24 protein-coding genes and 1 riboswitch are annotated in these 22,329 nt (G+C 71.8%); of the genes, 15 read left to right on the top strand and 9 right to left on the bottom strand.

Annotation, left to right across the window (positions count from 1 at the left end; genetic code table 11):
* Nucleotides 1–43: 43 nt before the first annotated feature.
* Nucleotides 44–157, top strand: a riboswitch (SAM riboswitch).
* 37 nt (nucleotides 158–194) lie between these two features.
* The 5 genes from GIS00_RS29370 (at nucleotide 195) to GIS00_RS15690 (ending at nucleotide 3,854) form a co-directional block, all read left to right on the top strand.
* Nucleotides 195–302, top strand: a complete 108-nt coding sequence (locus GIS00_RS29370) for a putative leader peptide (protein WP_407666873.1) — start codon at nucleotides 195–197, stop codon at nucleotides 300–302.
* 209 nt (nucleotides 303–511) lie between these two features.
* Nucleotides 512–1,096 (top strand): cysteine dioxygenase, encoded by a 585-nt coding sequence (locus tag GIS00_RS15675; protein WP_407666876.1) that lies wholly within the window; start codon nucleotides 512–514, stop codon nucleotides 1,094–1,096.
* 216 nt (nucleotides 1,097–1,312) lie between these two features.
* Nucleotides 1,313–1,648 (top strand): YciI family protein, encoded by a 336-nt coding sequence (locus GIS00_RS15680; RefSeq protein ID WP_154769396.1) that lies wholly within the window; start codon nucleotides 1,313–1,315, stop codon nucleotides 1,646–1,648.
* 150 nt (nucleotides 1,649–1,798) lie between these two features.
* Entirely contained in the window at nucleotides 1,799–3,013 is a 1,215-nt protein-coding gene (locus GIS00_RS15685) for an RNA polymerase sigma factor (RefSeq protein WP_322098006.1), read from the top strand.
* A 46-nt stretch (nucleotides 3,014–3,059) separates the two neighbouring features.
* A complete protein-coding gene (locus GIS00_RS15690) occupies nucleotides 3,060–3,854 on the top strand; it encodes a siderophore-interacting protein (protein ID WP_154769397.1) in 795 nt (264 codons plus the stop codon).
* Here the strand turns inward: GIS00_RS15690 and GIS00_RS29015 are convergent.
* Nucleotides 3,844–4,668, bottom strand: coding sequence for a helix-turn-helix transcriptional regulator (locus tag GIS00_RS29015; protein WP_196073304.1), 825 nt, complete (start codon nucleotides 4,666–4,668; stop codon nucleotides 3,844–3,846). The two genes, GIS00_RS15690 and GIS00_RS29015, sit on opposite strands and share 11 nt — an antisense overlap.
* Before the next feature lie 154 nt (nucleotides 4,669–4,822).
* Between GIS00_RS29015 and GIS00_RS15700 the strand changes: the two genes are divergently transcribed.
* Nucleotides 4,823–5,185 carry a hypothetical protein gene (locus GIS00_RS15700; RefSeq protein WP_196073305.1) on the top strand — a complete coding sequence of 121 codons (363 nt, stop codon included), beginning with the start codon at nucleotides 4,823–4,825 and terminating at the stop codon, nucleotides 5,183–5,185.
* A 30-nt stretch (nucleotides 5,186–5,215) separates the two neighbouring features.
* On the opposite strand, the gene GIS00_RS15705 is transcribed toward GIS00_RS15700, so the two are convergent.
* Together GIS00_RS15705 and GIS00_RS15710 are read right to left on the bottom strand one after the other, a co-directional pair.
* Nucleotides 5,216–6,352 (bottom strand): DUF475 domain-containing protein, encoded by a 1,137-nt coding sequence (locus GIS00_RS15705; RefSeq protein WP_154769400.1) that lies wholly within the window; start codon nucleotides 6,350–6,352, stop codon nucleotides 5,216–5,218.
* Nucleotides 6,353–6,486: 134 nt separating this feature from the next.
* Complete coding sequence (locus GIS00_RS15710; RefSeq protein WP_154769401.1) at nucleotides 6,487–7,065, bottom strand: TerD family protein; 579 nt, start codon at nucleotides 7,063–7,065, stop codon at nucleotides 6,487–6,489.
* Nucleotides 7,066–7,223: 158 nt separating this feature from the next.
* Here GIS00_RS15710 and GIS00_RS15715 point away from each other — a divergent pair, with 158 nt between their 5' ends.
* From GIS00_RS15715 to GIS00_RS28455, 4 genes are all read left to right on the top strand, one after another.
* A complete protein-coding gene (locus tag GIS00_RS15715; RefSeq protein WP_154769402.1) occupies nucleotides 7,224–8,462 on the top strand; it encodes a kynureninase in 1,239 nt (412 codons plus the stop codon).
* 73 nt (nucleotides 8,463–8,535) lie between these two features.
* Nucleotides 8,536–9,291 carry a dienelactone hydrolase family protein gene (locus GIS00_RS15720; protein WP_154769403.1) on the top strand — a complete coding sequence of 252 codons (756 nt, stop codon included), beginning with the start codon at nucleotides 8,536–8,538 and terminating at the stop codon, nucleotides 9,289–9,291.
* Between the two features lie 47 nt (nucleotides 9,292–9,338).
* Nucleotides 9,339–9,605 (top strand): DUF6295 family protein, encoded by a 267-nt coding sequence (locus GIS00_RS15725; RefSeq protein WP_196073306.1) that lies wholly within the window; start codon nucleotides 9,339–9,341, stop codon nucleotides 9,603–9,605.
* Between the two features lie 81 nt (nucleotides 9,606–9,686).
* Nucleotides 9,687–10,655 (top strand): HNH endonuclease family protein, encoded by a 969-nt coding sequence (locus tag GIS00_RS28455; RefSeq protein WP_322098007.1) that lies wholly within the window; start codon nucleotides 9,687–9,689, stop codon nucleotides 10,653–10,655.
* Between the two features lie 19 nt (nucleotides 10,656–10,674).
* Here GIS00_RS28455 and GIS00_RS15735 read toward each other — a convergent pair whose 3' ends face one another.
* On the bottom strand, nucleotides 10,675–11,343 hold the full coding sequence (locus tag GIS00_RS15735) for an LON peptidase substrate-binding domain-containing protein (RefSeq protein ID WP_322098008.1): 669 nt from the start codon (nucleotides 11,341–11,343) through the stop codon (nucleotides 10,675–10,677).
* Nucleotides 11,344–11,535: 192 nt separating this feature from the next.
* Between GIS00_RS15735 and GIS00_RS15740 the strand changes: the two genes are divergently transcribed.
* From GIS00_RS15740 to GIS00_RS15750, 3 genes are all read left to right on the top strand, one after another.
* Nucleotides 11,536–12,894 carry a TrpB-like pyridoxal phosphate-dependent enzyme gene (locus GIS00_RS15740; protein ID WP_154769405.1) on the top strand — a complete coding sequence of 453 codons (1,359 nt, stop codon included), beginning with the start codon at nucleotides 11,536–11,538 and terminating at the stop codon, nucleotides 12,892–12,894.
* 212 nt (nucleotides 12,895–13,106) lie between these two features.
* On the top strand, nucleotides 13,107–14,096 hold the full coding sequence (locus tag GIS00_RS15745) for a hypothetical protein (RefSeq protein ID WP_154769406.1): 990 nt from the start codon (nucleotides 13,107–13,109) through the stop codon (nucleotides 14,094–14,096).
* A 111-nt stretch (nucleotides 14,097–14,207) separates the two neighbouring features.
* Nucleotides 14,208–15,494, top strand: coding sequence for an adenylosuccinate synthetase (locus GIS00_RS15750; RefSeq protein WP_322098009.1), 1,287 nt, complete (start codon nucleotides 14,208–14,210; stop codon nucleotides 15,492–15,494).
* Between the two features lie 9 nt (nucleotides 15,495–15,503).
* Here the strand turns inward: GIS00_RS15750 and GIS00_RS15755 are convergent, their stop codons facing one another.
* Both GIS00_RS15755 and GIS00_RS15760 read right to left on the bottom strand, forming a co-directional pair.
* The gene (locus GIS00_RS15755) at nucleotides 15,504–16,136 is read right to left on the bottom strand and encodes an NUDIX hydrolase (protein WP_154769408.1); all 633 of its coding nucleotides are present in this window, start codon (nucleotides 16,134–16,136) and stop codon (nucleotides 15,504–15,506) included.
* A 3-nt stretch (nucleotides 16,137–16,139) separates the two neighbouring features.
* On the bottom strand, nucleotides 16,140–16,346 hold the full coding sequence (locus GIS00_RS15760; RefSeq protein WP_154769409.1) for a hypothetical protein: 207 nt from the start codon (nucleotides 16,344–16,346) through the stop codon (nucleotides 16,140–16,142).
* A gap of 146 nt (nucleotides 16,347–16,492) precedes the next feature.
* Here GIS00_RS15760 and GIS00_RS15765 point away from each other — a divergent pair, with 146 nt between their 5' ends.
* A complete protein-coding gene (locus GIS00_RS15765; RefSeq protein WP_154769410.1) occupies nucleotides 16,493–16,954 on the top strand; it encodes a PPOX class F420-dependent oxidoreductase in 462 nt (153 codons plus the stop codon).
* 10 nt (nucleotides 16,955–16,964) lie between these two features.
* Here the strand turns inward: GIS00_RS15765 and GIS00_RS15770 are convergent, their stop codons facing one another.
* The 3 genes from GIS00_RS15770 to pta all read right to left on the bottom strand — a co-directional run bounded on the left by GIS00_RS15770 (nucleotide 16,965) and on the right by pta (nucleotide 20,865).
* On the bottom strand, nucleotides 16,965–17,498 hold the full coding sequence (locus GIS00_RS15770) for a YbhB/YbcL family Raf kinase inhibitor-like protein (RefSeq protein ID WP_154769411.1): 534 nt from the start codon (nucleotides 17,496–17,498) through the stop codon (nucleotides 16,965–16,967).
* Nucleotides 17,499–17,575: 77 nt separating this feature from the next.
* Nucleotides 17,576–18,766: an acetate/propionate family kinase gene (locus GIS00_RS15775; RefSeq protein WP_154769412.1), complete on the bottom strand. Its 1,191-nt coding sequence runs from the start codon at nucleotides 18,764–18,766 to the stop codon at nucleotides 17,576–17,578.
* Complete coding sequence (gene pta / locus GIS00_RS15780; RefSeq protein WP_154769413.1) at nucleotides 18,763–20,865, bottom strand: phosphate acetyltransferase; 2,103 nt, start codon at nucleotides 20,863–20,865, stop codon at nucleotides 18,763–18,765. Before pta ends, GIS00_RS15775 begins: the two co-directional genes overlap by 4 nt.
* Before the next feature lie 253 nt (nucleotides 20,866–21,118).
* Between pta and GIS00_RS15785 the strand changes: the two genes are divergently transcribed.
* Nucleotides 21,119–22,309 carry a lysylphosphatidylglycerol synthase transmembrane domain-containing protein gene (locus tag GIS00_RS15785; RefSeq protein WP_196073307.1) on the top strand — a complete coding sequence of 397 codons (1,191 nt, stop codon included), beginning with the start codon at nucleotides 21,119–21,121 and terminating at the stop codon, nucleotides 22,307–22,309.
* Nucleotides 22,310–22,329 lie beyond the last annotated feature (20 nt).

Below are 22,329 nucleotides of genomic sequence, written 5' to 3' on the forward strand. Positions count from 1 at the left end.
TCCGTTGCCCCGGCGCCGGATCGGCGCTAGCGTGACGGGTGTTGGTCATGAGTCCCAGCGACAAGCTCCGGCTTGCTGGGCGGCAACCCTCCGACCGTGGCTGGGGTGCTCCGGATGAGGACCAGGTCGGCGTCAACGGCGCCGGCAACCACGGAATCGCCGCCCCCGGGCGGCCGGTCGACGGAGTACCCGCCATGACACACCGGCAGCAGTCCCACCCGGGATCCGACCGCGGCCTGCGCCCGCACGGCCGCCGCCACGTCGATCTGCAGCGGGTCTCCAGCGCACTCTGTTCCGGCTGATCAGCGCCTCTTCCCCGGCGCACGCGACCCCCGATCGCCCCCGGGGTACCCGCGCGGTACCCGGCGATCGCCACCCGCCGATCACCCGGAGTTCCCTCATGACCACCGCACACCTGCACCACCGCACCACCGCCACTGCCGACAGCCACACCACCCACCTCGCCGATGCCGGCACGCAGGAGGTCGGGCAGGACCTGACGGCCGAGCGGATCATCGCCCTGCCCGGCACCGACGGGGCGCCGGTCAACGGCGCCCGCCCGATCGACGACGTGCTGCAGGCTGCCGGTCCCGACCGGCTCACCCTCGACACCCTGCCCGGCCGCGACCTGGAGTCCGAGGAGCTGCGCGAGCTCGCGGCCTCGATCGCCGCGGACCCGACGCAGTGGCAGCAGCACGTCGCCTTCTCCGACGACAAGCGGCACTACGTCTCCCTGCACCGCGATGCGCACGTCGACGTGTGGGTGCTGTGCTGGACGCCGCAGAACGACACCGGCTGGCACGACCACGACGTGTCGTCCGGGGCGGTGGCCGTCACCGAGGGCACGCTCACCGAGCACAACCTCGCCGTCGGCACGCCGTCGCTGGCGACGGACGTGCCGGCCGGACAGGTCTTCGCCTTCGGACCCGACCACATCCACCGGCTGACCGGGCGGGATCCGGGCAGCGTCTCGGTGCACGCCTACTCCCCGCCGCTGTGGCGGATGGGCCAGTACACGGTGTCGCGCAGCGGGATGCTCCGGCGGAAGTCGGTGTCCTACGCCGACGAGCTCCGCCCCCTCGACGACATGGCCTGACCCCACCCTGGCGCCAGGATCTTCATCGCCTGCGCGTGGGAAGTTGCCGCATTTGGGACGGGTGGTGCAGGAGTCGACCACTTCGTACGCGCCTGCGATGAAGATCCTCGCGGGTACCTGGGGTCTTAGGGCACATTTTCTTCGGCCGGGTTGTCCGATCGGGCGGGTCCCGTTCGTCGTGGGGTCGTACGGTTCGACCCACGAGGAGGAGACCCCATGAAGTACATGATGTTCGTCTGCACCGATCCCGCCCCTGACACGGCTCCGGACAACGGCGAGAGCATCGAGGAGTGGGTGGAGGACGTCGACACCCGCGGGAAGCGGCTGGACGGGGAGCGGCTGCGGCCGGTCGCCGACGCCACCACGGTCCGGGTCCGGGCGGGTGAGTTGCTGGTCACCGACGGCCCGTTCACCGAGTCCAAGGAGTGGATCGTCGGGTTCGACATCCTGGAGTGCGACGACCTGGACGAGGCCATCGAGATCGCCGGCCGGCACCCGATGGCCCGCGGCGGCCGGCTCGAGCTGCGGCCCTTCTGGCCGTTCGAGGACTGAGCCGTCGCCGCACATCCCGACGTCCCGCCCGCCCCGGATCGACACCCCGCCGATCCGGGGCCGGTGCCCGGCACCGCACAGACTCCGCACCGACCCGGCGAGGAGCAGGCGGCACGATCGGCTGTCGCCAGAGCCGTCGCCGAGGAGCGGGTGCCGATCGTCGCCGGGCTGATCCGCACCACCGGCGACTGGGAACTGGCCGAGGACTGCCTGCAGGACGCGGTCGAGCGGGCGCTGCAGCACTGGCCGCTGGCCGGGACCCCGGACAACCCGGCCGCATGGCTCGCCACCACCGCCCGCCGCCGTGCGGTGGACATCCTGCGCCGCCGCCGCACCGAGTCCGACAAGCTGCAGACACTCGCCCAGGAACCCGACGAGCCCGTCCCACCCACGGATGTCACCGAAGGCGGGTACGGGGACGACGTGCTGCGGCTGCTGTTCACCTGCTGCCACCCGGCGCTCCCCCGCGCCGGCCAGGTGGCGCTGACGCTGCGCACCGTGGCCGGACTGGAGATCAAGGAGATCGCCCGCGCCTTCCTCACCTCCGAGGGCACCATGGGCCGGCGACTGCTGCGCGCCCGGGAGAAGATCCGGCACGCGGGCATCGCCTTCCGCGTACCCCCACCGCACCGCGTCGCGGAGCGCACGGCCGGAGTACTGGCGGTGATCTACCTGGTCTTCAACGAGGGCTACTCCGCCTCCGCCGGTGCCGGGCCGCGGACGGAGCTGGCCGAGGAGGCGATCCGGCTGGCCCGGCTCACCGCCGACCTGCTGCCGACCGACGGTGAGGTGCTGGCCCTGCAGGCCCTGCTGCTGTTCCAGCACAGTCGCCGGCACACCCGGTTCGGACCGGACGGTGCCGCGGTGCCGATGCCGGAGCAGGACCGCTCACGCTGGGACCGCACCCTGATCAACGAGGCCTTCGCCGCCCTGCACTCCGCCGAGGAAACCGCCGCGGCGGCCGGTCCCTACCGGTGGCAGGCCCGGATCGCCGCCGAGCACGTCCGCGCACGAACCCCGCAGGACACCGACTGGTCGGCGATCGTCACCGGGTTCGACGGGCTGCTGCAGCTCCAGCCGTCACCGGTGATCGCGCTGAACCGCGCCGTGGCGATCAGCTTCCGGGACGGTGCGGCCGCGGGTCTGCGGGAACTCGACGCGGTCGCGGACGAGCCGGGCCTGCGCGGCTATCACCTGGTGCCGGCGGTGCGTGGGGACCTGCTGCGCCGGGCCGGTCGCGGGGCCGAGGCGGTCACCGCATTCCAGGAGGCGCTGGAGTCCGCCCCGACCGAGGCCGAACGCGGCCTTCTGCGGCGGCGCCTCGATGAGCTCACAGGTCCCCCACGGCCTGCTGATGTAAGGTGACCCTTACTCACTGTTGACATGTCCACCGGCTTGCAAGAGGTTCCTGATGTCCGCACCCGCCCGTACCCGTCCCGCCCGTCCGGCTCCGCGCAAGGCCGAGGTGCTCCGTCGCGAGCAGCTCAGTCCGACGATGGTCCGGGTGGTGCTCGGCGGCGAGGGCCTCGCCGACTTCCCCGGGTCGGCCTTCACCGACTCGTACGTGAAGCTGACCTTCGGCGCGGAGACCGACGAGCGGGTGGTCCGCACCTACACCGTGCGCTCGTGGGATGCCGGGACCGGCGAGCTGGCCATCGATTTCGTCGTGCACGGCGACACCGGCGTGGCCGGCCCCTGGGCCGCCGCGGCGACCCCCGGTGACAGCCTGCTGGTGGCCGGCCCGGGCGGCGCCTACAGCCCGGACCCGCAGCTCGGCTTCCACCTGTTCCTCGGCGACGAGAGCGCCCTGCCGGCGATCGCCGCCTCGATCGAGTCGCTGCCGGCCGATGCCCGCGGCCTGGCCCTGATCGAGGTCGCCCATCACGGGTCCGAGCTGCCGGTGCAGGCACCGGCCGGTATCGAGATCCGTTGGCTGTACACCGAAGGCAGGGTGGGCGAGGTCCTGGTCGCGGCCGCCCGGGAGCTCGAGCTGCCGGCGGACCTGGACGCCTTCGTGCACGGCGAGGCCGGCTTCGTGAAGTTGCTGCGCACCCACCTGCGCGCCGATCGCAAACTCGCCAAGGACCGGCTGTCGATCTCCGGCTACTGGCGGGTCGGCGCCACCGAGGACCTCTGGCAGTCGAGCAAGCCGCAGTGGAACGCCGAGGCCGACGCCGCTGATCGGGCCGCCGGGGTCACCGACTGAGACCTGTTGGGGTGCGCGTGCTCTGGACGGGAATGCGGTAGGCACCGACGGATCCGTCCAGGGCCGGCATCACAGCGGCCACCGCCGCCTCGCGGGAGCGGACGTCCAGCCGCAGCAGGATGTTCTCGACGTGCTTGCGCACGGTGGACTCGCTGGTGAACAAGGTCTTCGCGATCCCGGCGGTCGGGATCCCTTGCGCGATCAACGACATCACCTCCCATTGACGGGAGGTCAGCAGCGGCAGCAGGTGCTGCCGCCGGGTGTGCCGGTACAGCTCCTGGATCCGCAACCGCAGCAGCTCCATGACCAGCACGTCCCGGTCGGTGAAGTCCGGGCCGTCGTACCGGCGCACCAGCAGTCGCCGGGTGATGCCGGTCGGCGCCGGCATCTCGACCACGAGTTCGTCGGCGTAGTCCCACAGGTCGGCCGCCTGCAGCAGCGGATCCTCCCGGGCCTGCCGCCGGGTCATCCGCGCGGACCGCCGCCGCGCCTCGATCGGCAGGCCGGGCCTGCACAGTCCGGTGTCGAAGAAGACCTGCACGGCCGGCTCGTCCGGCACTCCGTGCACGAGGTCCTGAACCCCCTCGACGACCGCCTGCTGCACGAGGCGGGTACGCCCCGGATGGTCCAGCTCGCACAGACCGATCTCGTCGCACGGCACCAACGCCAGCATGTCCCACAGCACCGGCCAGGGCAGCGCCGGTGCCGGGTCGTCCGGGTCCGGAGCATGCGGCTGGACCTCGTCACCACCAGGGCGGAGCAGGCCGAGCAGCGATCCGACATCTTTCGCGGACAGGTCGTGCGGTCCCACCACGGCGCCACCTCCCGGTCGTTGGATCGACCGTAACGGCAGCGCTGACCTGCACATATACGCCAAATGACGAATTCCCCGGCAGCCCCGTCCGGGGGCACCCTGCTGTTCGGAGCGATCGACACCCGGTCGGCCGCCCGACCGAGGAGGAATCGTCATGCGGAAGTCCGACGCGCGGGGCATCAGGACCGGATCACGACTGCTGTGGACCCGGCGCATGTTCGTGATGACCATGTCCGGCGTCCTGGTACTGACCGGTCCGGCAACGATCGTGCTGGCCGGGACAGACGCCGCGGGCCCGGCGCCGGCACCGGCGGTCGACACGACGGCCGGCCGGCCGGGGTGCAGCTACGGGTCGGACCTGCTGCCACCGCGGCAGAAGCGGGAGCCCGGGATCATGGTGACGGCGCGCTGCGAGCGTCCGGTGGGTTTCACCCGGGGAGCGATGCTCCCCGACGGCGTGGTGGTCACCACCACCCGGCGCTTCCTGCCGCTGCACGCCGTCGAGGCCGTTGCCTGAACAGCACCCGTCAGGCGGCGCCCGGAGGGGTCACACCCCCAGCGAGGTGCGGTCCTCCGGCTCGGCGGGCTCCTCGGTGTCACCGGCCCGCCGGTTGCGGATCAGGCTGGAGAGGAAGGCCGCCAGGATCAGCACCACGCCGATCAGGCCGGTGACCAGCTCCGGCACGTGGGTGCCGATGGAGACGAGCAGGATCACCGCCAGCGCGCCGATCGCCCAGTGCGCGCCGTGCTCCAGGTACACGTAGTCGGCGAGGGTGCCCTTGCGGACCAGGAAGACGGTCAGCGACCGGACGAAGAGCGCACCGATCAGGCCCAGGCCCAGCGCGATGATGATCGGGTCCGGGGTGATGGCGAAGGCGCCGATGACGCCGTCGAAGGAGAAGGACGCGTCCAGCACCTCGAGGTAGAGGAACAGGAAGAACCCGGCCTTGCCGGTGGCCTTCGCCAGCTGGGTCGGGCCGCCGTGGGTCTTCTCCTCGAAGAGCTCCTCCTGGTGCTCCTCGTAGTTCTCGAACAGCCCGCCCAGACCGTTGACCGCGAGGTAGGTGACGATGCCCAGCACACCTGCGCCGAGCACGACACCCGGTTCCTCCGCGACGGTCTCGGCGAAGACGTAGAGCAGGATGCCGGCCACGATCACCGACAGCGCATCCAGCTTGCCGATCTTCGCCAGCGGCTTCTCCAGCCAGGACAGCCAGGTGATCTCCCGCTCCTCGAACAGCCAGTCCAGGAACAGCAGCAGCAGGAACATGCCGCCGAACGCGGCGATCATCGGGTGCGCCTGGTTGAGGTACCAGCCGTAGGTACCCGGCGTTTCCGAGTCGCCCTTCTGCAGGGCCAGGTCGATCGCCTCGATCGGGCCGAGTTTCGCGGTCAGCCCGACGATCAGCAGCGGGAACACCAGCCGCATGCCGAACACCGCGATGACGATGCCGACGGTGAGGAACAGCTGCTGCCACTTCTCGCTCATCCGCTCGAGCACCTTGGCGTTGACCACGGCGTTGTCGAAGGAGAGCGTCACCTCCATGATCCCGAGGATCAGCGTGAGGCCGGCGGCCTGGATGCCGCCGTAGAAGTAGGCGACCACGATCGCCGCGATCGACACGATGGTCGAGATGGCGAAGATCCTGGTGGCCGAGTGCTCGGCCTTCACCGCAGTGGTCATGTGGGCCCCGATCCCATCAGCCCGGCATCGCCGGTGCGTGTGTCCTTGCCGGTGGACCGGATCGGTCCGCTCCCGTTACCGCCGCCGGTCGCCACGTGTGTCGGTGGCCGGCGCCGCGCAGATACTGCCAGAGCTCAGCCGACGTTGACGCCGAAGTCCAGCGCGATGCCGCGCAGGCCCGACGCGTACCCCTGGCCGATCGCCCGGAACTTCCACTCCGAGTTGTAGCGGTAGAGCTCACCGAAGACCATGGCCGTCTCGGTCGAGGCCTCCTCGGTGAGGTCGAACCGGGCCAGCTCGGACCCGGTGTTCCGGTCGACGACCCGGATGAAGGCGTTCCGGACCTGGCCGAACGACTGCCGGCGGTTGTCCGCGTCGTAGATCGACACCGCGAACACCACCGAGTTCACGTTCGGCGGCACCGCGACCAGGTCGACGTTGATCTGCTCGTCGTCGCCGCCCTCGCCACCGACCAGGTTGTCGCCGAGGTGCTCGATCGAGCCGTCCGGCGAGCGCAGGTTGTTGAAGAAGACGAAGTGCGCGTCGGACAGGATCTTGTGGTTCGCACCCAGCGCCAGCGCACTGGCGTCCAGGTCGTAGTCGGCGCCGGTGCTCGCCCGGACCTGCCATCCCAGGGCCACGGTCACCGAGGTGAGATTCGGCGCCTCCTTGGTGAGCGAGACGTTTCCACCCTTGGCGAGGCTGACACTCATGGACGGTCCTTCCGTGACGCTGTCTTCCGCGATGCTGTCGGTCCGTCCAGTCTTTCATCCCGCTCACCATCCCGTCCCGGGGTTGCCCTCGCCGGTCCCGGTTGCCGGCCGCGGTGACCCGCCGGCCGGCCGTTCCCGACCGGCGGCAGGATGGCCGGATGAGGATCGACCGGCAGCACGCCCTGGCGCTCGACGCCGCCGACCCGTTGCGCGAGTTCGCCGACCGCTTCCTCCCGGCACCCGGCGACGTGGTCGCCTACCTCGACGGCAACTCGCTCGGGCGGCCGACGACCGCGATCGCCGACCGGCTGGACCAGCTGGTCCGGACCGAATGGGCCGGGCGGCTGATCCGCGGCTGGACCGATCGCGGGGACGGTGGCGGTGAGAACGACAGCGGCGGTGGCGGCGAGGGTTGGATGGACCTGCCGGAGGCGGTCGGCGACGAGCTCGGCGCGGTGTGCCTGGGGGCCGGACCCGGGACGACGGTGATCGCCGACTCCACCACGGTCAACTTCTACAAGTGCGTCCGGGCGGCGGTACGGCTGCGACCGGACCGGACGCGACTGCTCACCGATCCCGCGCACTTCCCGACCAACCGCTACGTGCTGGAGGGCATCGCCGGCGAGCTCGGCCTGGAGCTGGTCTGGGCGGACGGCGCCGACGCCGTGCGCGAGGCGCTCGACGAGCGCACCGCGGTCGTGGCACTGGGGCACGTCGACTACCGGACCGGCGCGGTCGCCGACCTGCCCGGGCTGACCACCGCCGCCCACGACGTCGGCGCCCTCGTGGTCTGGGACCTGTGCCACTCGGTCGGCGTGCTGGAACCGGCGGTGGAGTCGGCCGGCGTCGACTTCGCGGTGGGCTGCACCTACAAGTTCCTCGGTGCGGGGCCCGGATCCCCGGCGTTCTGTTACGTCGCCCTGGAGCACCACCGGTTCCTGGACCAGCCGATCTGGGGCTGGCTCGGCCGGGAGGACCCGTTCGAGATGGCGCAGGGCTACGTCCCGGCACCCGGGATCCGCCGGATGATCAGCGGAACCCCTTCCGTACCCGGCATTCTCGCGGTACGGGAGGCGGTCGCACTGGCCGCCGAGGCCGGCCTGCCGCAAATCCGGGCGAAGGCCGCCGCGCTCGGCGACCTCGCCACGTCGGTGGCCCGGCAGCGACTGGAACCGCTGGGTCTGCAGGTGGTCTCACCCGCCGACGGAGCGCTGCGCGGCGGTCAGGTCTCGTTGGCACGAGCGGATGCCCGGGACCTGTGCGGCGCGCTGCTGTCCCGCGGGGTGATCACCGACTTCCGCACACCGGACATCTTGCGGCTGGGCCTGTCGCCCCTGCCCACCACCTTCGGCGAGGTGTTCGACGCCCTGGTCCTGCTGGAGTCGTTGGCCGGCTGACCCCCGCCGTACGCCCTGACGGGGCCGGGTTGTCCAATGGACCTCGGCGGAGTGCGGAGCGGGAGGAGCGCGGATGCTCGGGGACCTGACGGCGGCGACGGTGTCGCTCACCGGCGACGGCGGGACGGAGATCGAGGCGTACCTGGCCCGGCCGACCGATGCGGGACCACGCGGCGGCGTGGTGGTCATCCACCACATGCCCGGGTACGACGCGGCGACCAAGGAGATCACCCGCCGGTTCGCCGCTCTGGGCTACGACGCGGTGATGCCCAACCTGTACTCACGGGAGGCACCGCCGGGCGCCGACCCGTCCGACGCGGCGGCAGTCGCCCGCAGTCGTGGCGGCGTGCCGGACGACCGCGCGGTGGGCGACATCGGCGGCGCCGTCGGCTTTCTCCGCGGCCTGGACAGCAGCAACGGCAGGGTCGGGGTGATCGGGTACTGCTCCGGCGGGCGGCAGAGCGTGCTGATGTCCGCCCGGCTCGACATCGAGGCCGCGGTCGACTGCTACGGCGCCTTCGTCGTCGGCGATTCGCCGGAGGGCTTCCCGGTGCCGATGTCCAACCTGGTCGGGCTGCTGCCGGAGGTGCGGGCCCCGCTGCTCGGTCTGTTCGGCAACGAGGACCAGCACCCGTCCCCTGCGCAGGTGGACGAGCTGGACCGCCGGCTCACCGAACTGGACAAGCCGCACGAGTTCCACCGCTACGACGAGGCCGGTCACGCCTTCTTCGCCCTCGACCGCATCGCCTACCGGGTGCGGGCCGCCGTCGACGGTTGGGAGAAGGTCGAGGACTTCTTCGCCCGCCACCTGCAGCACCGACCGTCCTGAACCCGGACCGAACCCGAGACACCGAACCCTGACCGGAGGAGCTCCGCATGTGCACCTACGCCACCCTGCAGACAGCCATCGACGGCAGCGCCAAGGCGCCCGGCGGCCGCTGGCACCACGTCAGCGAGGCCACCGTCTACTTCGACCATCCGGTGCACGCGATGGCCGAGCACACGCTCAACATCGACATCACCGGGACGCCGTCGGATCCCGCCGCACGCATCGCCGTCGAGCTGACCGCGGAGTCGGCGCGGGCGCTGGTCCGGGCGATCAACGGCGCGTTGGCCTCGGCCCCGGCGGACATGACGGTCTGAGACAGCCGGCCGCCGGCCCGCGGAGTGCCGCCGGTGCCGGATGCGGTCCGGATCCCCGGCCGGCCATGACAAGCTGGACGGGTGCGAGGTGGACGACGGGGGAGGCGGCTGCTGCTCGCCGTCTTGGCCGCCGGTCTGGTCGCCTGCTCCCCCGCGGTCGACGGATCCGCCGTCCCGGCCCCCGGTGCAGTCGTCGCGGGTACGCCCCGGCCGTCCGCGGAACCCACCACCTCCACACCCATTACCTCCACACCGACAGCCACCGCACCGCCGACCACCACACGTCCGGGTACCGGCCCGACCTCGGCGACATCGACCGGATCGACGACTCCCGGCACACCGACAGCGCCGACAGGACCGACTGTCCCCACCCCGACCACACCCGGGCCCACCCAGACCGGCAGCGGCGGGCCGTCACCCACGGTCCCGCCCGGCGCGGCGATCACCGCCCTGGGCGCACTGCCGGTGAAGGGCCGGGCACCGTCCACCGGCTACGAGCGGGAGCTGTTCGGGGACGCCTGGACCGACGACGTCGAGGTCGACGGCGGGCACAACGGCTGCGACACCCGCAACGACATCCTGCGCCGTGACCTGGATCCCATGGTGCTCAAACCCGGGACCCAGGGCTGTGTCGCCGCTTCCGGCACCCTCGCCGACCCCTACACCGGCACCGTCATCGATTTCGTCCGCGGCCCGGACAGCGCCGAGGTGCAGATCGACCATGTGGTGGCGCTCGCCGACGCCTGGCAGAAGGGCGCGCAGCAGCTCGACCCGGCCCGCCGGATCGACTTCGCCAACGACCCGCTCAACCTGCTCGCGGTGCAGGGCGCGGCGAACCAGAGCAAGGGTGCGGGCGATGCAGCGACCTGGCTGCCCGCGCAGCGCGGATTCCGCTGCGAGTACGTCGCCCGGCAGATCGCGGTCAAGGGACGCTACGACCTCTGGGTGACCGCTGCCGAGAGGGACGCGATGGCAACTATTCTCGGTGACTGCCCGGGCCAGCCGCTGCCGAGCACGACGGACACCTCGGTGCCGGTGACCGTCCGCTGACCGGTGACAGCGGGAGTTCTCAGTTCTGACTGTAGGGCTGCCGCGACATCTCGACCGCCGGCCGGGTCGACATGTCGCGCGCCATCGCCGTTTCCCGGCGCAGCAGCTCCAGCTCGAGCCGCAACCGGTCACCCACGCTCGCCGCCTCCAGCAGCCGCTGCTTCTCCGCATTGCCCAGCAGCACCGCGCCGGCCACGGCGAAGGACGTCGCCCGGGCTCCGTCCGGCAACTCCGGTAGCTCGTCCGGCTCCAGACCCCGCGCGGCCAGCAGCGCCAGGACGTAGGCGGAGAACTGCCCGTGCACCTCTTCGGACAGCGTCCCCGCCTCGGGACCTTCCGGCTCGCCGAGCACCTCGACCTCGCCGAATGCCAGGCCGTCGTCCTCGTGCCCGACGGAGTCCAGCCGGAACCGCTCGACCCCGACCGCGAGGATGTCGAACCGCCCGTCCGGGTGCGCGACCACCCGCCGCATCTCGGCCACGCAGCCGACGTCGTACAGGTCGTTGCTGTGGTCGGTGCCGACCTCCAGCCCGGCCCGGATCCCGACCACGCCGAACCGGCGCGCCCCGTCGGGCAGCGTCAGCAGATCCTCGACCAGCCGCCGATAGCGCGGCTCGAACACCTGCAGCGGCAGCGGGAGGCCCGGGAACAGCACCGTCCCGAGCGGGAAGAGTGGCAACCGGGTCACGCCGCTCACCCTACGGGCGGGCCGCCGCCCGGGTGCGGGTTCGGTGAAGATCACCATCCGATCGCGCACACCCGGGTCACCGCGCCTATTCTCGGGTCGGGCCCGGGCGTCCCGGGCCCGACCCGTACCCGCCGCCCACGGAGTCTTCTGGATGAAGCGCTGCGTGGGTGGCACGACCCAGAGGCGGTACGCATGACGGTCCGGCAGCACAAGTACCTGCTCGACGAGTCGGAGATGCCGACGCGCTGGTACAACATCGTCCCGGACCTGCCGGAGCCGCCCGCGCCGCCGCTGCACCCCGGCACCCACGAGCCGGTCGGGCCGGACGACCTGGCCCCGCTGTTCCCGATGGACTTGATCCTGCAGGAGGTCTCGACCGAGAGCTACATCGACATCCCGGACGAGGTGCAGGACGTCTACCGGTTGTGGCGGCCCTCGCCGCTCTTCCGGGCGCACCGCCTCGAGCAGGCGCTCGGCACGCCGGCGCGGATCTACTACAAGTACGAGGGCGTGTCGCCGGCCGGATCGCACAAGCCCAACACCGCCGTGCCGCAGGCGTTCTACAACGCCAAGGAGGGCACGAAGAAGCTCACCACCGAGACCGGCGCCGGCCAGTGGGGGATCGCGCTGGCGTTCGCCTGCTCGCTCTTCGGCCTGGAGTGCGAGGTCTGGCAGGTCGGCGCCTCCTTCGACTCCAAGCCCTACCGGCGCACGGTGATGGAGACGTTCGGCGCCTCCGTGCACCGGTCGCCCTCCCAGCTGACCGAGGCCGGCCGGGCCTTCGCCGCCGATCATCCGGGGTCGCTGGGCATCGCGATCTCCGAGGCGGTCGAGGTGGCCGGGCAGCACCCGGAGGTCAAGTACGCGCTCGGCTCGGTGCTCAACCACGTACTGCTGCACCAGACGATCATCGGCGAGGAGGCGTTGCTGCAGCTGGCGAAGGCCGGTGAGTCCGGCGCCGACCTGGTGATCGGCTGCACCGGCGGCGGGTCCAACTTCGGCGGCCTGGCCTTCCCGTTCATCCGGGAGAAGCTGGCCGGCCGGCAGAACCCGGTGATCCGCGCCGTCGAGCCGGCCTCCTGTCCGTCGCTGACCCGCGGCGAGTACCGGTACGACTTCGGCGACACCGCCGGCTTCACCCCGCTGCTGAAGATGCACACCCTCGGTCACGACTTCGTCCCGGACCCGATCCACGCCGGCGGCCTGCGCTATCACGGCATGGCGCCGCTGATCTCGCACATCTACGAGCTCGGGCTGATGGAGGCGCTCTCGATCGAGCAGACCGAGTGCTTCGCCGCCGCCGTGCAGTTCGCCCGGACCGAGGGCATCGTGCCCGCCCCGGAGCCGACCCACGCCCTCGCCGCGACCATCCGGGAGGCGTTGGCCTGCAAGGAGTCCGGAGAGGAGAAGGTGATCGTCACCGCGCTCTGCGGCCACGGCATGCTGGACATGGCCGCCTACGACGCCTACCTGCAGGGCCGGATGACCGACCTCGAGCTCACCGACGACCGCCTCGCCGCCGCCCTCGCCACCGTCCCCTCCCTCGCCTGACCCCACCCCCTCCCGCCCGGCGCGAGGATCAAGTTCGCCTGCGCGTACGAAGGTGGCGACTCCTGTCCCACCCGTCCCAAATCCCACACCTTCGTACGCGTCGACGATCTTGATCCTCGCGCTTCGCCGGGTTCTGGTCTGGTTGACAAGAAGGCGTGAGCGGGCTTATGGTCGAGTTGACCAGAAAGAGGAACACGACCGAGGAGGACGTCATGGGACACGGACGTTGGGACGACAACACCTGGGCGGCGGCGGCGAGCTACCGGCGGGCGCGCGGGATCGACGATTTCCAGGCATCGGGTGACATGCACCGCCGGCCGCGGCAGTTGTGGGCCGCCGACCCGGCGCTGGAGCCGAAGGGCGTGAGCGTCCGGGAGAGCCGGGACAGCGCCGATCACCCGATCTCCGTGCCGATCGCCGTCCTGTTCGACGTGACCGGCTCGATGGGCCGGGTGCCGCGCATCCTGCAGCAGCAGCTGGCCACCCTGCACGGCCTGCTGAAGGGGGCCGGACTGCCGGCCGAGCCGCAGGTGATGTTCGGCGGGATCGGCGACGCCGAGACCGACCAGGTGCCGCTGCAGGTGGGTCAGTTCGAGTCGGACAACCGGATGGACGACCAGTTGCGGGCGCTGTTCCTGGAGGGCGGCGGTGGCGGGCAGAAGTCCGAAAGCTACGAGCTGGCGGGCTACTTCATGGGTGCCCACGTCAGCACTGATTCCTGGGAGCAGCGGGGCGAGAAGGGCTTCCTGTTCCTGATCGGCGACGAGCTGAACAAGTCGGTGCTGAGCCCGGCGGCGGTGCGCGAGGTGCTGGGCGACGAGATCCCGCGCCCCGTCCCGGTGGCCCGGCTGTACGCGGACCTGCAGCAGCGCTGGCACGTGTTCTTCCTGCTGCCGGCCGGCACCAGCTACTACAACGACCGGGAGATCGCGCGGCACTGGACCTCACTGCTGGGCGACGGGTTCATCAAGGTCCCGGACGTCGAGCAGGTCGTCCCCACCATCGTCGACCTGGTCGCCGAACGGACCGGGGCGGCCGGCACCGGCAGCGTCTTCGGCACCCGCCCGGAGGCGCACGCAGGAAACGGCGGCGCCACCGGGTTCACCGGCACGACCACCGCCGCGCGGCAGGCGGGCACCGACTTGGTGCACCACCCGCTGCGGACCCTGCGCCGGCTGGCCCTGCCCGGTGGGGCACGCTGACCCCGGCTGACCACCGAGCCGGCACCGAGCAGTCCCGACCAGCGCCGAGCAGCACCGAGCAGTACTGAACAGCACCGAGCAGGACCGAGCACAGGAAGTGGAGTGGGAACGGTGAGCACGCACATCGACGGTCACGTGGTGGTCGTGGACCTGGGGTTCGGCGACGCCGGCAAGGGCGCCACCGTGGACCGGTTGTGCGCGCAGCACCCGACGGGCGCCGTCGTGCGGTTCAACGGCGGCGCCCAGGCGGCCCACCGGGTGGTCGCCGGGGACCGGGAGCACGTGTTCCGGCAGTTCGGGTCGGGATCGCTGACCGGCACCCGCACCCTGCTGGCCGGCACCGTCGCGGTGGAGCCGATCGACCTGGCCCGGGAGGCCGACGAACTGTCCGCCCTCGGGGTCGCCGATCCGTTCGCGCTGCTCTCGGTGCACCGCGACGCCCTGCTCACCACCCCGATCCACGCCGCCACCAACCGCGCCCGGGAGGATGCCCGCGGTACCGGCCGGCACGGCTCCTGCGGCCTGGGCATCGGCGAGACCGTCGCCTGGTCACTGACCCACGACGCTCCCCGGGTCGCCGACTGCACCGAGCCGGACCTGTTGCGGCGCAAGCTGGATGCGCTGGCACGGGCCTGCGCGCCGGTGATCGCCGACTCCGGCCACCACCATCCATCGGTGGCCGACCTGGTGGACCTGTATCGGGAGTTCGCCGCCACCGTCCGGATCGTCGGCGACGAGGAGGAGGCCCGGCTCGCGACCTACGGCCGGTTGGTCTTCGAGGGTGCCCAGGGCGTGCTGCTCGACGAGTGGCACGGCTTCCACCCGCACACCACCTGGTCGACCGTCACCCCTGACCACGCGCTCGCCGTGCTGCGCGGCATCGGTGCCGGACTCGAGGACGTGACGGTGCTCGGCGTCACCCGCAGCTACCAGACCCGCCATGGTGCAGGACCTTTCCCCTCCGAGGACTCCACCAGGGCCGACCGCTTCCCGGAGGCCGCGAACGGCACCGGCCGGTACCAGGGCGGGTTCCGGACCGGCGCGCTCGACCCGCTGTTGCTGCGCTACGCGATCCGCGCCTGCGGCGGCGTCGACGGACTGGCCTTGACCCACCTGGACCGGATCGACACCGGGATCGACGTCGTAACAGCACATCTCGTCGACGATCAGCGGCTGGTCGACATCGCCGGACCGTTCCCGGTGGACCCGGAGTACGTGCAGCAGAGCGCGCTGACCGCTCAGCTGCAACGCACCCGGGTGGAACTGGCGGCCGCCCCGACCGATCCTGCCGCGTTCACCGCACTTGTCGCCGCGGAACTGGGCACTCCTGTCCTGATGGCCGCCGCTGGCCCGGACCGTTCCGACATCACGGACACGACAACGGTTCCCGCCGCCTGAGTCGCTCGGTCAGCCCGACCGCCAGGTCCACCAGGCGGCCGGGCGACCACCGGTGGACACCCGCTCGGACTCGTCCCGCTCCAGCCACTCGGAACGGCGCAGCAGCCTGTTGAGGTTCGCCGGATCGGGCCGGCCGCCCTGCAGCGCAGCGGTCGCAGTCACCGCCCGGGCGAGGGTGAAGCGCTCACCCAGCAGGGCCCGGGTGAAAGTCGTTTCCCGCCAGAGAAGGTCGCCCAGGGCGGGACGGCAGTCCCGGACGATCCCGTCGTGGTCGAAGGCCAGCTCCGGCACCCGGTCCAACGGTGCGAACTCCACCTCGGGCGCCGCGGCGGCCACCACCGCCCACAGCGCCACCGACAAGGTCGGCCCGCGCGGATCGCGCAGCGGTTCGTCGAAGGTGAGCAGCTGACCCATCCCGCGGATCGCGGCCGCCGGGGTGCCCAGCTTGCCGGTCAGCGCGCGACTCCCGGCCTCCCGCAACCGCTCCCCGCGTCCGAGCAGGACCCCGGGCAGCGCCAGCCGACCGCGGAACGGGGGCTGGGACCGGGCGACGACGCCCAGCAACGGCACCTCGTCATCCGCGAGGTAGCGCAGGGCGAGCACGTCGACGGACACCAGTGACGAGTCAGGGACCTCGGCCATCGGTCAGGGATCGATCGGGTGGTCGCGGCGCCAGCGCGCGTCCATCCACCAGGCGAACAGCAGCCCGACGACAACGGCACCGACCAGCCAACCGATCACCGCACCGTTGAGGACGATCCCGATCCCGAGCACCACCAGGAAGGCGATCAGCCACCACACCACGGCCGCCACCAGGCGGTCCGTCCGGCGGGTCACCCTGCGTCTGGCCACCCGCCCACCGTAACGGTCCCGGTCAGGAGACGACGACGCCGCCCCAGACTCGGCGGCCCGATCGATGCCCGGCGCCGGCGCGATCGCCCCGAGGAGACTGCGCCGCACTACCGTGGACGGAGCCGACCAACCGGAGGACCACCGCCATGCCCCGCACCATCGCCACGAACACGCAGGCTGACATCCATGCGCTGCTGGACTTCGTCCGGCCCCGGCACCACATGGTGCTGATCACCCAGCGGCGCGACCACGGACCGCAGGCGTCACCGGTGACCGGTGGCGTCGACGAGGCCGGCCGGATCGTCATCTCCAGCTACCCGGAGCGGGCCAAATCGCGGAACGCCGAGCGCACCGGACACGCCACCGTGCTGGTGCTCTCCGACGACTTCAACGGGGCCTGGGTCCAGGTGGAGGGTCCCGCCGAGGTGCTGCAGCTGCCCGAGGCGGTCGAGCCGCTGGTCGACTACTTCCGGTCCATCGCCGGCGAGCACTCCGACTGGGACGAGTACCGGCAGGCCATGGTCGACCAGGGCAAGTGCCTGATCCGGATCACCCCGGAGCGCTGGTCCCCGATCGCCACCGGCGGCTTCCCCGCCCGGCTCGCCTGAGCAGTACCGGTCAGCCCGCGTTCTGGTAGGTGCCCATCAGGATTCCGCGGGCCAGGGTGTGGAAGACCATGTTGAACGAGAGCACGGCGCAGGACACCTGCTCGTCGATTTCCAGCGCCTCGACGTCCAGCGCGTGCACCACGAAGTAGTACCGGTGCGGGCGGTCACCGGCCGGCGGCTGTGGGCCGTAGTAGCCGGCGGCACCGCCGTCGTTGCGCAGGTGGAACGCCCCGACCGGCAGCTCGCCGGAATGCGACCCGGCGCCGCGCGGCAGCACCGTCACCGACCCGGGGATCCCGGCCAGCGCCCAGTGCCAGAACCCGCTCGGGGTCGGCGCGTCCGGGTCGTAGGCGGTCACCACGAAGCTCTTGGTGCCCTCCGGGAAACCGGTCCAGGCCAGCTGCGGCGAGGTGTTGCCGCCGTCCGCGATGAAGTCGTGCCCGATCGTGCCGCCCGGCTCGAGATCGTTGCTGGTCACGGTGAACGAGCCCACAGCGGGCAGCAGCTCGTAGGGGTCCGGGGGCAGCGGGCGGTCCAGCGACATCGGCGGTCTCCTTCGATCAGGACGCGGTGCGTTCCCCTCCGAGGGTACGGACGGGAGGCCGGCCGGGTCGGGCAGGGCTACTGCACCAGCTCCGCCGCGGCCCGGGCGATCGCCAGCTCCTCGTTGGTCGGCACCACCATCACGGTGATCGCGGCCCCCGCCGGCGAGATCACCCGGGCGTGCGGGGAGCGGGCGGCGTTGCGCTCCGGGTCCAGTTCGATGCCCAGTCGCTCCAGCCCGGCCAGCACCCGCGCCCGCACCACCGGCGAGTTCTCCCCGACGCCGGCGGTGAACGTGATGACATCGGCCCCGCCGAGCACCGCGTGGTACGCGCCCACGTACTTCCGGATCCGGTGGCAGTAGACGTCCAGCGCCAGCGTCGCGTCGGCATCCCCGTCGTCGACACGCCCGGTGAGGTCCCGGAAGTCGCTGACGCCGGCCAGCCCGAGCACCCCGGAGCGCCGGTTCAGCAGGTCCTCCAGCTGGTCGGCGCCGACACCGGCCACCCGCATCAGGTGGATGAGCACCCCGGGATCCACGTCGCCGCTGCGGGTCCCCATCACCAGGCCCTCGAGAGGTGTGAGTCCCATGGAGGTCTCGATCGCCCGGCCGCCCAGCACCGCGGAAGCGGAGGCGCCGTTGCCCAGGTGCAGCACGATCTGCCGCAGCTCCGAGAGGTCCCGGCCGAGCACGTCGGCGACCTGCCCGGACACGTACTGGTGCGAGGTGCCGTGCGCGCCGTACCGCCGGATCCCGTACCGCTGCGCGGTCGTCGCCTCGATCGCGTAGGTGGATGCCGCGGCCGGCAGGTCCGCGAAGAAGGCGGTGTCGAAGACGGCGACCTGCGGCACCCCGGGGAACGCCGCGGCCGCTTGCTCGATGCCCAGGGCGTTCGCCGGGTTGTGCAGCGGCGCCAGCGAGGACAGCTCCCGGATCCCGCGCAGCACCTCGTCGTCGACGACCACCGGTGCGCTCCAACGGGTCCCGCCCTGCACCACCCGGTGCCCGACCGCGATCAGCCGGATCCCGTCCAGCCGCGACCCCGACTCGTCGAACAGCCGCTGCATGACACCGAGCGCCGCGGCGTGGTCCGGGACCGCCCCCTCGAAGGTGGTCCGGTTTCCGGCGTAGGTGTGCACGGCCCGGGAGTGCGGGTCGCCGATCCGTTCGATCAGCCCGGTGGCGACGGCGGCCCCGGCCGCCGGGTCGACCAACTGGTACTTCATCGACGACGATCCCGCGTTGATCACCAGCACGGCCGACTTCATGCCGACACCCCTTCTCCGGCAACGACGTCCGACGCACCGCTCTCCGCCGCCTGGATCGCCGTGATGGCAACGGTGTTCACGATGTCGGCCACCAGCGCGCCGCGGGAGAGGTCGTTGACCGGCTTGTTCAGCCCCTGCAGCACCGGGCCGATCGCCACCGCGCCGGCACTGCGCTGCACGGCCTTGTAGGTGTTGTTGCCGGTGTTCAGGTCCGGGAAGATCAGCACCGTGGCGCGGCCCGCCACCGCCGAGTCCGGCATCTTCGACGCGGCCACCGACGGGTCGACCGCCGCGTCGTACTGGATCGGCCCCTCCACCAACAGATCCGGCCGCTCCCGGTGGACCACATCGGTGGCCTCGCGCACCTTCTCGACATCCGCACCGGCCCCCGACGTCCCTGTCGAGTAGGACAGCATGGCCACCCGCGGATCGATGCCGAACTGCGCGGCGGTCGCGGCCGAGGACACCGCGATGTCGGCGAGCTGCTCGGCGGTCGGGTCGGGGTTGACCGCGCAGTCGCCGTAGACCAGCACCCGGTCGGCCAGACACATCAGGAACACGCTGGACACGATCGCCGTCCCCGGTGCGGTGCGGATGATCTCGAACCCGGGCCGGATGGTGTGTGCGGTGGTGTGCATGGCGCCGGACACCATGCCGTCGGCCATTCCCAGGTGCACCATCATGGTGCCGAAATAAGAGACGTCGGTGACGATCTCGCGTGCCCGCTCGACCGTCATGCCCTTGCGCTCGCGGATCCGCGCGTACTCGACGGCGAACTTCTCGACCAGTTCCGGCTCGTGCGGCGACAGGATGGTCGCCGCCCCGATGTCCAGCCCGGCCGCGGAGGCCTTGGCCCTGATGGAGTTCTCGTCGCCGAGCAGTGTGAGCTCGGCAACGCCCAGCCGGAGCAGCGAGGCGGTCGCCGCCAGGATCCGCGGGTCCTCACCCTCGGGCAGCACGATGTGCCGGCGCCGGCTCCGCGCCCGGTCCAGCAGCCGGTGCTGGAACATCAGCGGCGTGACGACCTGGGACGCCGCGAGATCCATGGCGTCCAGCAGTGCCTCGCCGTCCACCGACTCGGCGAAGACCCGCCGGGCGGTCTCGATCTTGGCCGTGGCACCGGCCGACAACCGGCCGCGGACGGCCGCGAGCGCGGCGGCGGTCTCGAAGGTGCCGCCGTCGCTGACGATGATCGGCAGGTCCTGCTGCACGCCCTCGATCAGCCGAGCCACCGGCTCCGGCGGCGCGTAGCCACCGGTCAGCACGATCGCCGACAGGTGCGGGAAGGTGCCCGACTGGTGCGCCATCACCAGCCCAGGCAGCAGGTCGGAGCGATCGCCGGGAGCGATGACCGTGACGTCCTCGTGCAGCCGGATCAACACGTTGGGCAGCGACATGGCCGCGACCACGAACCCGAGCGACTCCCGCTCCAGCCACTCGGTGCTGCCACGCACCAACCGGCCGTCGCACGCCTCCAGCAGCGCCCCGACGGTCGGTGCCACCAGCAGCGGCACCTCCGGGATCGCCGCGACCGGCCCGGTGGCCCCCGCCGCCAACGCCGCCCGCACCGCGTCCAGGTCCGCCGGCTCGACCCGGTTGGCGATGACCGCGATCGGGTGCGCATGCGCGGCGGCCAGTTCCGAGGCCGCCATGTCGACCGCCGTCCGCACCTGCGCCGGGGTGCGGCCGCGGCCGTGCACCACCAGCACCACCGGCACGCCCAGGTTCGCCGCCACCCGGGCGTTGAATGCCAGCTCGTTGGGGGTGGAGACGTCGGTGTAGTCGCTGCCCAGCACGATCAGCACCTCGTAGCGGGCGGAGAGCGCGTGGAACTTCTCGACGATGGTCGACAGCGCCGCGTCCTGGTCACGGTGCATGTCCGCGTAACCGACGCCGATCGCGTCGGCGTACCCCTGCTCGATCCCCGGGTGGTCCAGCAGCAGCTCGACCACCAGGTCGGTGCTCGCCACGGACTCGGTGACCGGCCGGAAGACCCCGACCCGGCCGACCCGCCGGGTCAGCAGGTCGGCGAGTCCGAGCGCAACCGTGGACTTGCCGGACTCCCCCTCGGGCGAGGCGATGTAGACGCTGCGCGACATGGGCCGAGCCTAGAGGGACGGCCCCGGCGCGGCCCGGGTCCGGGCGTCCCTGCCACCTGCTGTTCACGCCACGCATGCCCGGCCCGACCTGCTCCGGAGCCGGCCTGTGTGATCCTTGGTCGGCGCAGTGTGATCCTTGGACAGCACGCCGTGGTCCTCGCGACATGCGGTGGCGTCCGGGTCGGCACCGGCAGGCGGCCGGATCGATGCCGGACAGGTCCAGGACAGGAGTGACCGGACAGGTGGCGGGGTGGTGAACGCCGAACGGGACCCTTCCGGGGACCCGGCCGCCGACGACCCTGTCGACGACCGTTCCGACGCCTCCGGGACGACGCCGGTCGACGGCACCACCGAGCCGGCCGAGCTGCGTGCCGTCGAGGCGCTCGAGGAGACGGCGGTCACGGCGAACCGACCGTGGTGGCACCTGGTGCTGCGGATCGTCGGCGGGGTGGTGATCGTCGCCGTCATCATCGCGGTGCTGGCCGACAAGGTGCCCTCGCCGGCGGAGATCGGCGATGCCCTGCGCCGGGCCAACTGGTGGTGGGTGGCCGCCGGGCTGTTCCTGCAGGCGGCGTCCGTCGGCATGCTGGTCCGCCAGCAGCGCCGGCTGCTCAAGGCCTTCGGTATCCCGATCCGGTTCTCCCGGATGGCCGCCATCACCTACTCCAGCACCGCGATCTCGATGAGCATGCCGGCCGGCGGCGCATTCGGTGCCGGTTGGTCCTACCGGCAGTACCGGGCCAGCGGCGCCAGTTCCGCCACCGCCGCGGCGGTGCTGCTGCTCTCCGGCGTGTTGTCGGTGATCGCACTGGTGCTGCTCTACCTCGCCGGGCTGGGCTTCGCCGGACTGTCCCGGCTGCGTGATCTGGGGCTCGAGTACCCGGTGCGGGTGGTGCTGATCGGGCTGGCCGGGGTCGCCGTGGTGGCCGGCCTGAGCGTGCTGATCAGCCGTGGGGCACAGGCGATCCCGTCCGGCCCGCGCAAGGGCGGGAAGTACACGGCCTGGGCGGAGCGGCACCCGCGGCTCGGCGCCGCCGCCTCCGGGCTGCTCTCGACAGGACGCCGGGCGCAGCGGGTCCCGGTGCGGGACTGGCGTTTCGCGCTGATCACCTCGATCGGCAACTGGGGGCTGGACGCCGCCTGCCTGTACGTCTGCTGCCTTGCCGTGGGGGTGCGGATCGACCTGTTCCAGCTCGGGCTGATCTACCTCGGCATCCAGCTGGTCCGGCAGATCCCGCTCACCCCGGGCGGTATCGGCGTGGTCGAGGCGTCCCTGCTGGCCGCGCTGGTCGCCGCCGGGGCGGCCGAGGGTCCGGCCTCCGCCGCCGTGCTGCTCTACCGGCTCTTCTCCGCCTGGCTCATCGTGCCGGTCGGCTACGGGATGATGTGGCTCCTCCGCAAGCGCCGCGCCGCCGAACGTCCCGCCACCGGCAATCAGGTCTGATCCTCCGCTGCACCGCCCAC

It is taken from the genome of Nakamurella alba (genome assembly GCF_009707545.1).
Classification (GTDB): domain Bacteria; phylum Actinomycetota; class Actinomycetes; order Mycobacteriales; family Nakamurellaceae; genus Nakamurella; species Nakamurella alba.